General features: G+C 59.3%; 8 protein-coding genes. 1 reads left to right on the top strand and 7 read right to left on the bottom strand.

The annotated features are described in order from the left end of the window. Positions 1-315 precede the first annotated feature (315 nt). Positions 316-4,029: an NEL-type E3 ubiquitin ligase domain-containing protein gene (locus AC0Z4S_RS05650; RefSeq protein ID WP_485622351.1), complete on the top strand. Its 3,714-nt coding sequence runs from the start codon at positions 316-318 to the stop codon at positions 4,027-4,029. Between the two features lie 44 nt (positions 4,030-4,073). On the opposite strand, the gene dnaB is transcribed toward AC0Z4S_RS05650, so the two are convergent. The 7 genes from dnaB to rnr form a co-directional block, all read right to left on the bottom strand. Then, positions 4,074-5,471 (bottom strand): replicative DNA helicase, encoded by a 1,398-nt coding sequence (gene dnaB / locus AC0Z4S_RS05645; RefSeq protein WP_016771936.1) that lies wholly within the window; start codon positions 5,469-5,471, stop codon positions 4,074-4,076. Positions 5,472-5,590: 119 nt separating this feature from the next. Beyond that, the gene (rplI, locus tag AC0Z4S_RS05640; RefSeq protein WP_003221136.1) at positions 5,591-6,037 is read right to left on the bottom strand and encodes a 50S ribosomal protein L9; all 447 of its coding nucleotides are present in this window, start codon (positions 6,035-6,037) and stop codon (positions 5,591-5,593) included. Between the two features lie 18 nt (positions 6,038-6,055). After that, complete coding sequence (locus AC0Z4S_RS05635; RefSeq protein ID WP_253498531.1) at positions 6,056-6,949, bottom strand: hypothetical protein; 894 nt, start codon at positions 6,947-6,949, stop codon at positions 6,056-6,058. A gap of 36 nt (positions 6,950-6,985) precedes the next feature. Beyond that, entirely contained in the window at positions 6,986-7,216 is a 231-nt protein-coding gene (gene rpsR / locus AC0Z4S_RS05630) for a 30S ribosomal protein S18 (protein WP_002551829.1), read from the bottom strand. Positions 7,217-7,245: 29 nt separating this feature from the next. Next, positions 7,246-7,668, bottom strand: coding sequence for a 30S ribosomal protein S6 (gene rpsF, locus AC0Z4S_RS05625; protein ID WP_038360383.1), 423 nt, complete (start codon positions 7,666-7,668; stop codon positions 7,246-7,248). 307 nt (positions 7,669-7,975) lie between these two features. Next, positions 7,976-8,743 (bottom strand): 23S rRNA (guanosine(2251)-2'-O)-methyltransferase RlmB, encoded by a 768-nt coding sequence (gene rlmB, locus AC0Z4S_RS05620; protein ID WP_252877333.1) that lies wholly within the window; start codon positions 8,741-8,743, stop codon positions 7,976-7,978. Then, the gene (gene rnr / locus AC0Z4S_RS05615) at positions 8,740-11,370 is read right to left on the bottom strand and encodes a ribonuclease R (protein ID WP_485622350.1); all 2,631 of its coding nucleotides are present in this window, start codon (positions 11,368-11,370) and stop codon (positions 8,740-8,742) included. Before rnr ends, rlmB begins: the two co-directional genes overlap by 4 nt. Positions 11,371-11,482 lie beyond the last annotated feature (112 nt).

The raw sequence follows: 11,482 nt of genomic DNA, 5'->3' as shown, positions 1-11,482 counted from the left end.
TACGTCGATGTTCCCAATGGGGGTACGGTGCTCCTTGGAGTCGACACGCTTACCCGTCAGTATCGAGCCCGGTTATCAACCGATCTGGAGGCCCTCGGCCCGGTACTGCTGCGTGACGCCGAAAGCGGGCTCTGGCATCCACAGGATGCCTCCAGACCAGCCCCGCCTGCATCGACCGAACCTGTTACAAGTGGATTGCCTCGGCCCGGCGCAGAACATGCGCGGCCGGTTCAGCGACGATTGGCAGACCGGGTTGCCGCCATCGTCAATCGACTGCGCAGTCCGCACGCTCGCGCAAAAAGGCTGTATCCCTCCATGAGCGAGGAACAGATTGACGCATACCTGCGCTCGCTGGGCAGCGACATCGAAGGCGGGCTGAGTCGACGCGAAACAGAATACAAAACGCTCAAGGACCAACTGACGCTCTGGCGCAACGCGTCGTCCACGACGTCAGGCGCAGCAAAAGACTGGGCAGAACAGGTCGCCCTCGAAATCAAACGCTGCTTTCGTCGCGAGACCGGCACATCGTTGAGGCTTGCACCTGGCAGCGGCACCCTGCCCGCGTTGAAGGCTGATTTCAGCCATGTCCGCGACCTGGCCCTGGACTCTGTGACCTGGACGCCCGCAGCCGACACGTTTCTCACCGGCTTCTCGCGCCTGGAGCAATTGACGATCACCCGCGCCACGCTGGACAGACTGCCGGTAGCCCTGGCGCAGATGGGCGACCTGCGAACGCTGGATCTGAGTGCAAACCGGATTCTGCTGGACACACCAAACGCAGCGACACTTACCGCACTCGGCAATATTGAAACCATCAACCTCTCGCACAATCCGCTGAGTATCGCGCCCGACTTCAGCGCACTGACCGGTTTGAAAGCGTTGAACTTGAGCAATACGCAGCTGGATCAGTGGCCTACAGGATTGCGCAACCTGAAGGGTCTGCACATCGTCGACTTGCGCAATAACCGATTGCAGGAAGTACCGCAGACACTGCTCGATCCCCCCGCCGCGCAGCTCGAAGCCACCGTCAGACTCAACGGCGTCACCCTCATCGAGGGCAACGACTTTGCGCCCGGCTATTGGAAAACCCTGGAACTGTACTGGCGCCGCCTCGCCACGGATCATCCGGCACTGCCCGGCCCCGCTCATCCGCAGGGTCTGAGGCTGGCCGAAGACATTGCCGAACTGGCGATGGTGCAGAGGATGTACCCGGACAAGGATACCCAGGCCGCCAGGGATTATGTTCTGCATCTGAGTGATGAAGCACTGACCCGACGCCTGCAAGAGTTCGAGTTGCTTGAATCGCAACTTGAAAATCATGTGGCCGATAATCACAACCGTGTATCGATAGATGTGGAAGGTCGCACCGTTAACCTCGGGGCGCCGCGACGTCTGGCCAGAATCATCAAGGCCTGCTGGCTGCAAGAGTCGGGCGCAATCCTCAGGATACCGCCCGGCAGTGGACCATTGCCGGCACTGACGGCGGACTTCAGCCATGTCCGGACGCTGGACCTTCAGGCCGTCCATTGGTCGGATGCTGGCGAGACATTCCTCGCCAATTTCACCCAACTGGAAACGCTCTCCATCAATCACTCCAGTCTTCGCAAATTGCCGGCCTGCATAGGTGATATGGACAAACTGGTTTACCTGGATCTGAGTTCGAACAGCCTTGAGCTGGATGAATCCAGTGCTGCAAAACTGAGTGCGTTGAGCCGGTTGAAGATCGTCAATCTGTCCCGGAACCCACTGAAAAAGTCCCCCGATTTCAGTGCGATGTCCGGGCTGACAGGCCTGGACCTGCATGACACGGGGATCGACCAGTGGCCCGCCGGCCTGCTGGGCAACACGGCGTTGACGGCCCTTGATTTGCGCAACAACCACTTGACTGAAGTACCAGAGGCCCTCATCAACCCGGTACCTGAACAATTGGTCTCGACCGCGAAAATCAACGGTGCCACATTACTGGAGGGCAATGACTTTCCTTCCGGCTACTGGAAAACATTCGATCGTTACTGGCGACGCGTGCACGCTGCACACCCCGAACTGATGAACCCGGCACATCCCGCGGCATTTGACAGCGATAACTCCAGGGCGCAGCGATACCGGCGTTTGTATCCGCTCAAAAGTATCAAGATGTGCAGGGAATATATCTGGAGCCTGGAGAAGGGTACCGTCGGCACAAGACTGGCGAGTCTCGAGCTGGAGTTCAGCACCCTGAAAACTCAATTGGACGCCTGGGTTTTTTCTGGAGGCGGCAACCGCCAACGGTATGTTCGCGCGAACCGGTTGTTGATCAACGCAGAAACCCGCCACGATCGAACGGCGGCAAGTCGACGGATCATCAGTTGCTGGCGACGTGAAACACCGCAAAAACTGGCCAATGACAGCACCCCCATCGGCCTTGAACTGGATCTCAGCGGCCTGAGGTTGCAAAGCCTGCCGGATATCGATGTGGACTTCAGTCACGTTGGCTCACTCAACCTGAGCAGTATGGGCCTGAGCACCTCGCCGGAAGGTTTTCTGACCCGATTCCGCCATGTCCGCTGGCTGGATCTTTCGCGCAATCAACTGCGCGAGTTGCCCCCGGCCGTGGGCGAGATGAATGGTCTGACCCGACTGTTCCTGGAGAAAAACCAGATTGTCCTGACCGACGAGACTGCCCGCATTCTTTCAGCGCGCACCACACTGCGAGCATTGGGCCTGCATGACAATCCACAGTTGGCCGTCGTCCCGGACTTCAGCGGGATCATCGACATGCGCTCGATGAGCCTGGCCAACACGGGCATCACCACCTTTCCTGCCGGCATTGCCGATCAGCCGCTATTGGATACCGTTGATCTGAGCAACAACCGGATCGAGGAAATCCCCGATTCCGTCATCGCGCCGCCGGACGAGCGACTTGCCCACACGGCCCGCGTCAACAACGTAACCGATATCTCTCATAATCCGTTGTTGCCAGAGACGCGTGCCCGGTTGAACCGTTACAACGCTCGATTGATAGAAGCAGAGATGCCGCTGACCGGCCCGAACAACCTGATCGACACAGCAGACGGCCACGTGCCTGTGGTGCCACGAATGACCACAGATAATCCAATGGCTCGCTGGACTGTCGGAATGTCGATCGATCAACTGTCAGCCCGACGAGTGCAATGGCAAACACTGCGCGACCTGCCAGGGTCGGATGGCCTGTTCAATACACTTGACCGCCTGCTGCATGTTCCCGCCGGCCATAACGACCTTCAGCAACGGGTCTGGAAGCTGATCGACAGCATTACCGAAAACAGTCCGGAATCCGAACGCCTGCGCAGCGAGCTGTTCGAACGTTCGGGCGAGGCGGCCTGCTGTGATCGGGCCGCTTTCACGTTCGCCAATCTGGAAACCCGGATGATGATGCATAACGCACGTAGCCTGGCTCGCGATCAAGCACAAGGCCCGCAACTGACAGCACTGTCCAAGGCGTTGTTTCGCTTGCATGAAGTCGACAAGATCGCATCGGCGGACATTGCACAGCGAGAGGCGAAAATCCTCGAATCCAGACAGGGCCAGGGTGCGCCGTCGCTTGCGGCACCGCATGTGTCTGAGGAAGTCGAGATCAGGCTTTTCTATCGCCACGGTCTGAAGGACCGCTTGCAACTGCCGGGGCAGCCTGAGCGCATGGGTTTCGGGCATCTGGTCAATGTATCGAAAGCACAAATAGATGCCGCGTACGAAAAAGTCATCGCACTGGATCACTCGCCGGAAGAGTTTCAGGCTTTGTTATCGAGGGAGTTCTGGCAGGAGTTTGTCATCCACAAATACCAGTCTCAATTCGAAAAGCAGCGGCAGCCGTTTCAGGAGCGACAGGCAATTCTCGACAAGGCGTATGCCGCCAACACCCTGTCGTTTGACGATTACGATGCGCAATCCAGAGCACTGCAGGCACCGCTTGCGATCGAGGAAGCCGCATTGATCGAAACGCTGACCCGGCAAGAACTGGACGAGCAAGCGAGCCTCGGCACTGTCGAGAAAGCCGCGGGCGAAGACGCATAAGGCAACTAAAGACGACGTGTTGGCCGAATGATTTCGGCCAACACTTATTCGTCGTCGTCGAAATTGTAACTGCCCGGCGCCAGGTTTTCGAAGCGCGTGTACTTGCCGATGAACGCCAGCCGAATAAACCCGATCGGGCCGTTACGCTGCTTGCCGATGATGATTTCGGCGATGCCCTTGTGCTCGGTTTCCGGGTGATACACCTCGTCGCGATAAACGAACATGATTACGTCGGCGTCCTGCTCGATCGCTCCGGATTCCCGCAAGTCGGAGTTCACCGGGCGCTTGTTGGGGCGTTGTTCGAGGGAACGGTTGAGCTGCGACAGTGCGACTACCGGGCAGTTGAATTCCTTGGCCAAGGCCTTCAAGGATCGGGAGATCTCGGAAATCTCGTTGGTACGGTTGTCACCACTGGAACCGGGGATCTGCATCAGTTGCAGGTAGTCGATCATGATCAGACCGACGTCGCCGTGCTCACGCACCAGACGCCGGGTCCGCGCGCGCATCTCGGACGGGCTGATACCGGCGGTGTCATCGATGAACAGTTTGCGATCGTTGAGCAGGTTGACCGCCGAAGTCAGGCGCGGCCAGTCATCGTCTTCGAGTTGGCCGGAACGCACCTTGGTCTGATCGATACGGCCGAGCGAGGACAGCATACGCATGATCAGCGATTCGCCTGGCATCTCGAGGGAGTACACCAGCACCGCCTTTTCGCTGCGCAACACGGCGTTTTCCACCAGGTTCATCGCGAAGGTGGTCTTACCCATCGACGGACGACCGGCAACGATGATCAGGTCGGACGGCTGCAAGCCGCTGGTTTTCTCGTCGAGATCCGTGTAGCCAGTGGACAGGCCGGTGATCGCGTCGGCGGTGTTGAACAGGGTATCGATGCGGTCGATAGCCTTGGTCAGCAGCTCGTTGACGCCGACCGGGCCACCGGTCTTCGGCCGCGCTTCGGCGATCTGGAAGATCTGCCGTTCGGCTTCGTCGAGGATTTCTTCGGCAGTGCGGCCTTCCGGGTTGAAGGCGCTGTCGGCGATCTCGGTGCTGATGCCGATCAGTTGGCGCAACGTCGCCCGCTGGCGGACGATCTGCGCATAGGCCTTGATGTTGGCGACGGACGGCGTGTTTTTTGCCAGTTCGCCAAGATAGCCGAGGCCGCCGACCTGCGACGTCTGACCTTCCTTGTCCAGCTGCTCGGCAAGGGTCACGACGTCGATCGGCGAGTTCTGATCGGCCAGTTTGGCGATCGCACGGAAGATCAGGCGGTGGTCATGTCGATAGAAATCGCCGTCGGAGACTTGATCGAGCACGCGTTCCCAGGCGTTGTTGTCCAGCATCAGACCACCGAGTACGGCCTGTTCGGCCTCGATGGAATGCGGCGGCACCTTCAGGGCAGCGGTTTGCAGATCGTATTGCTCGGGAGCGGAAATATCGTTCATGGCCACTTGAGTATTAGTGAAAAGCAGGGAATTCAGAAAGACAAAGGGCACGACCTGTAAACAGGATCGTGCCCGATGTTAACCGCCTGACGGACAAGCCGCCAGCCGATCGATGTTGCTTAAGCTGCTACCACGACAACGCGTACGGTGGCTTCAACTTCGGCGTGCAGGTGCACGGCCACGTCGAATTCACCCACGTTGCGGATGGTGCCGTTCGGCAGACGAACTTCGCTCTTCTGCACTTCAACGCCGGAAGCGGTCAGTGCGTCAGCGATGTCGTGAGTACCGATCGAACCGAACAGCTTGCCTTCGTCGCCAGCGGTGGCAGTGATGGTCACTTCCAGCTCGGCCAGTTGGGCAGCACGGCTTTCAGCCGATGCCTTACGGTCTGCGGCAGCTTTTTCCAGCTCGGCGCGACGCTCTTCGAACGCAGCCAGGTTGGCAGCGGTCGCAGCGGTAGCCTTGCCGAAAGGCAGCAGGTAGTTACGGCCGTAACCGGCCTTAACGTTTACTTTGTCGCCCAGGTTGCCCAGGTTGGCGATTTTTTCCAGAAGGATCAGTTGCATGTGAAAATCCTCTAACTTTTAACCTTCACCGTTCGCGCTGTCGGTGTCTTTCGACACGTGACGACCGCGAAAATCAATCAGGCTGTCGACAATGGCCAGAACCACGAGCAACGGATAGATCAGCTGCATGAACAACAGCAGCGTGACGTACAACCCCACGAGCCAGAAACCGGCCAGTCGCTTCTGCCCGACCAGCCCGTGCATCAGGGCCAGCCCGGCGAACACCAGCGGTACACTGCACAACGGCGTCAACATGGCCATCTGTGCACCGAGATTCGGGCCCAGAAGCATCAACGCCAGCAGTAACATCGCCGGCCCCAGCGGGATGCGGATGGCGCGAAACTCGCGACCGAAACCACCCGGGTTGTACAACAACGCCTGCCAATGCCGCCCGACAATCAGGCTCAGCACGCTGACGATCTGCAACAAAGCCGCAATCAGTCCGGTCAGGACCGGTGCAATCAGGGACGCGAAACGCGCTTGCTCATCGACCGACAATTGCTTGTAGGTCTCACCGAGGAGCGCTGGCATGACCTTTATGAGGGCCTGTGCAAGCATCTCGATCTGGGCCGCAAACGCGACCCCGAGCACCACTGAAAACACCACTCCGATCACTACGCTGACCAGCAGCGTGCGGACCCAGGATTCGCTTGCGCGCAAAACCAACGCAAGCCCCGAAGACCCCAGCAGCACCAGAAGTGCCCGTGGGTCATCGGCATACAGCCACCAGATCAAGGCTGGCAGCAGTCCCAGCGACAGAACGCCAAGGGCGTCCGTCAATCCGCGCCGCAGCAGCACAAGGCTCCCGGCGGCAGCACCCAACCAATACAACAACGGCAATGTTGCACATCCGGCCACCACGAGAGTGGCCTGCATTCGGCCTCGCATGATGAACTCAGCTAAGGCGCGCATGCGTTCAATCCTTTGCTACTTGTCGACTGCCCGGTCTCAGCGGCCGTGGCTGTCGGTGTAGGCCAGCAGGGCCAGGAAGCGGGCGCGCTTGATAGCGGTGGCCAGCTGACGCTGATAACGAGCTTTGGTACCGGTGATGCGGCTTGGAACGATTTTGCCGGTCTCGGATACGTAAGCTTTCAGAGTGTTGAGATCTTTGTAATCGATCTCTTTCACGTCTTCAGCGGTGAAGCGGCAGAATTTACGACGACGGAAGAAACGTGCCATTTGATAGGCTCCTTAATAAGGTCCGTGGATTACTCGTCAGCGTTATCGCTGTTGTCGCTGTCATCACTATCAGCGCTATCAGCGCCTTCGTGCTCAGGACGGTCGCGACGCTCACGGCGCTCACTGCGGTTTTCTTCAGCCTTGAGCATCTCGGACTGGCCGGTAACGGCTTCGTCGCGACGGATGACCAGGTTACGGATCACTGCATCGTTGTAGCGGAAGTTGTCTTCCAGCTCGGCCAGGGCCTTGCCAGTGCACTCAACGTTCAGCATCACGTAGTGAGCCTTGTGAACATTGTTGATTGCGTAGGCCAGTTGACGACGGCCCCAGTCTTCCAGACGGTGGATTTTGCCGCCGTCTTCTTCGATCAGCTTGGTGTAACGCTCAACCATGCCGCCGACTTGCTCGCTCTGATCCGGGTGGACCAGAAAGATGATTTCGTAATGACGCATGAATGCTCCTTACGGGTTGTAGCCTGCCGCTCAAAAACGGTCAGACAAGGAGTGAATGACACTTATGGACTTGCTGGCGCGGGGCACATGCGTGCCTGCCGTCACAGCAAGGGGCGCAATTGTAGAGAAGGGACAGAAGAGGTGCAAGGCAATTGGTGATTATTTGAACAACCACCGATCTTCCAGACACCTTGAACAAATGTGGGAGCGAGCTTGCTCGCGAATGCGGTCTGTCATCCAACAAATACGTCGACTGACACTCCGCTTTCGCGAGCAAGCTCGCTCCCACATTTGAATCGTGTACGACTCAGGACTTCTTCGCGGCAGCCTTGGCTTTTGCACCGCGCTGACGCTGTGCTTCGAACAGGCAAACACCGGTGGCGACCGACACGTTGAGGCTGCTGACGCTGCCGGCCATCGGCAGGTTTACCAGATAGTCGCAATGCTCGCGGGTCAGGCGACGCATGCCTTTGCCTTCGGCGCCCATGATCAGGATGGTCGGCCCGGTCAGGTCCTGGTCATAAATGCTGACCTCGGCCTCACCCGCTGTGCCAACAACCCACAGACCGCGCTGCTGAAGCTTCTCCAGAGTACGCGCCAGGTTGGTCACGGCCACCAGTGGGATCACTTCCGCCGCGCCGCAAGCCACTTTACGCACGACCGGAGTCAGCGTAGCCGACTTGTCTTTCGGCACGATCACCGCCAGCGCACCGGCCGCATCGGCCGAACGCAGGCAGGCGCCGAGGTTGTGCGGGTCGGTCACGCCGTCGAGCACCAGCAACAACGGCGCGCCTTCGGTGCGGTCGAGCAACTCGTCGAGCATCGCCTCGCCCCAGACCTGGCTCGGACTGACTTCCGCGACCACGCCCTGATGTACGCCTTCAACCCAGGCGTCCATTTCGCGACGTTCGGCCTGGCCGACCTGAACACGGTTTTCATTGGCCAGTTCGACCAGCGTCTGCACACGCGGATCGTTGCGGCTTTCCGCCAGCCAGATCTGCTTGACGCGTTTGGGATGGTGACGCAGCAACGCTTCTACCGCGTGAACGCCGTAGATTTTTTCCAACTGACTCATGACTTCGCCTTCGGTTTACGCGCCCCGCCGCTTTTGGCTGGAGCGGAGCCCGCTTTTGGCGGGCCCTTACGGTGTTTGCTCGGTTTGGCTGGCTTGCCGTCGGTCGCCCTGTCAGGCGCCGACCGCCCGGTCTTTCCCCCGGACGCCGCTTTACCACCGTTTTTCGCATCGGCCAGCAAGGCCTTCTTCAATTCACGGCTTTTGCGCAGCTCGGCGTTTTTCGCCACGGCATCGCTCGGGCGATAGGCTTCGGCAACCTTTTCCTTGGCCGGACGACGGCTGGCGGTTTTTGCTGGAGCCTTTTCTTCCGAAGCCTTGGCAGCAGGCGCAGCGGTTTCGGCGCCACGTTTCTTGCGACCGATCGGCGCGCTGATGGTTTTTTCCGCCATCTCGAAGTCGATCTTGCGTTCGTCGAGATCAACGCGCATGACCCGCACTTCAACGGTGTCGCCAAGACGGAAACTGCGACCGGTACGCTCGCCCGCCAAGCGGTGATGCACTGGATCGAAGTGGTAGTAATCGCCCGGCAGCGCGGTGACGTGCACCAGGCCTTCGACGTAGATATCGGTCAGCTCGACGAACAGACCAAAACCGGTCACGGCGGTAATCACGCCCGGGAACGACTCGCCGACGCGATCCTTCATGAACTCGCACTTGAGCCAGTTCACCACGTCACGGGTCGCTTCGTCGGCGCGGCGCTCGCTCATCGAGCACTGCTCGCCGAGCTGCTCCAGGGCCGCTTCGTCGTACGGATAGATGCGCGCCTTCGGAATGGTCATCGCACCGGCACGACGAACGTGCGGGGTGTCCTGTTTGGAATGGATGACGCTGCGAATCGCGCGGTGCGTGAGCAGGTCCGGGTAACGACGGATCGGCGAGGTGAAGTGAGTATAGGCTTCATAATTCAGGCCGAAGTGACCGTCGTTTTCAGCGCTGTACACCGCCTGACTCAACGAACGCAGCATGACCGTCTGGATCAGATGGAAGTCCGGACGATCCTTGATGCTCGCCAGCAGGGCCTGATAATCCTTCGGCGATGGACCATCCTTGCCTTTGTGCAGGGACAGGCCGAGCTCACCCAGGAAGGCGCGCAGCTTTTCCAGACGCTCTGGCGGCGGACCGGCGTGGACGCGATAAAGCGCAGGAATTTCGTGCTTCTTGAGGAATTCGGCAGTGGCGACGTTGGCCGCCAGCATGCACTCTTCGATCAGCTTGTGCGCATCGTTACGCACGGTCGGACGGATTTCGGCGATCTTGCGCTCGGAACCGAAGATGATCCGGGTTTCCTGGGTTTCGAAATCGATCGCGCCGCGCACGTGACGAGCGGCCAGCAACACTTTGTACAACGCGTAGAGCTGCTTGAGGTGCGGCACGACGTCGGTGTATTCGCCACGCAATTTACGCGCTTCGGTAGCTTTCGGCGTTTCCAGCATCGCGCTGACCTTGTTGTAGGTCAGACGGGCGTGGGAATGGATCACCGCTTCGTAGAAGCAGTAGTCGGTCATTTCGCCGGACTTGGAGATGGTCATCTCGCAGACCATGGCCAGGCGATCCACTTGCGGGTTCAGCGAACACAAGCCGTTGGACAGTTGCTCCGGCAGCATTGGAATCACGCGCTCGGGGAAATACACCGAGTTGCCGCGAACCTGAGCTTCGTTGTCCAGCGCCGAGCCGATTTTCACGTAGCTGGAAACGTCGGCAATCGCCACGTACAACTTCCAGCCGCCGGAGAACAGGCGCAGCTTGCCCGGTTTGGCTTCGCAGTAGACCGCATCGTCGAAGTCGCGGGCATCTTCGCCGTCGATGGTGACGAACGGCAGATGGCGCAAGTCGATGCGCTTTTCTTTGTCCTTCTCTTCGACTTCCGGCTTCAGTTTGGCCGCTTCTTTCAGCACGGCTTCAGGCCAGACGTGCGGAATGTCGTAAGTGCGCAGGGCAACATCGATTTCCATGCCCGGCGCCATGTAGTTGCCGACCACTTCGACCACATCGCCTTGCGGCTGGAAGCGCGGCGTTGGCCAGTGGGTGATTTTCACCTCGACGAACTGACCGATCTGCGCATTGGCGTTGCGGCCCGGAGTGACCAGCACTTCCTGCTGGATCTTCGGATTGTCGGCAACGACGAAACCGATACCGCCTTCTTCGAAGTAGCGGCCGACGATGGTTTCATGAGCGCGGGACACCACTTCGACGATCACGCCTTCGCGGCGACCACGACGGTCGAGCCCGGACACCCGCGCCAGTGCGCGGTCACCATCGAACACCAGGCGCATTTGCGCCGGGCTCATGAACAGGTCGTCGCTGCCGTCGTCCGGCACGAGGAAGCCGAAGCCGTCACGGTGACCGCTGATGCGGCCGAGGATCAGGTCGAGCTTGTCCACCGGCGCGTAAGTGCCACGGCGGGTGTAGATCAATTGAGCGTCGCGCTCCATGGCGCGCAAGCGGCGGCGCAGGGCCTCGATCTGGTCTTCTGTGGTCAGACCAAACTCTTCGACCAGTTGCTCGCGGGCAGCAGGCGAACCCCGATCGGCGAGGTGCGCCAGGATCAGTTCGCGGCTGGGAATAGGGTTTTCGTATTTTTCCGCTTCACGAGCGGCCTCGGGATCGAGGGACTGCCAATCGGCCATTAGAGAGTTTTCACCTTGTCTATATGCGGGTTAGTTTGGCATAGGCGCCGGGAAACGGGAAATTTCCGACTCTATAAGGCTTTACAAGGCCCTGTGTCGACGCTCTGATACG

This window comes from Pseudomonas sp. 1L-B-1-E-C1 (assembly GCF_057291835.1).
This window is presented reverse-complemented; position numbering and strand designations above follow the sequence as displayed.

Coding starts and splice junctions, on each gene's coding strand:
- AC0Z4S_RS05650 (WP_485622351.1), top strand. CDS start 316: ATGAGCGAGGAACAGATTGACGCATACCTGCGCTCGCTGGGCAGCGAC.
- dnaB (WP_016771936.1), bottom strand. CDS start 5,471: ATGAACGATATTTCCGCTCCCGAGCAATACGATCTGCAAACCGCTGCC.
- rplI (WP_003221136.1), bottom strand. CDS start 6,037: ATGCAACTGATCCTTCTGGAAAAAATCGCCAACCTGGGCAACCTGGGC.
- AC0Z4S_RS05635 (WP_253498531.1), bottom strand. CDS start 6,949: ATGCGCGCCTTAGCTGAGTTCATCATGCGAGGCCGAATGCAGGCCACT.
- rpsR (WP_002551829.1), bottom strand. CDS start 7,216: ATGGCACGTTTCTTCCGTCGTCGTAAATTCTGCCGCTTCACCGCTGAA.
- rpsF (WP_038360383.1), bottom strand. CDS start 7,668: ATGCGTCATTACGAAATCATCTTTCTGGTCCACCCGGATCAGAGCGAG.
- rlmB (WP_252877333.1), bottom strand. CDS start 8,743: ATGAGTCAGTTGGAAAAAATCTACGGCGTTCACGCGGTAGAAGCGTTG.
- rnr (WP_485622350.1), bottom strand. CDS start 11,370: ATGGCCGATTGGCAGTCCCTCGATCCCGAGGCCGCTCGTGAAGCGGAA.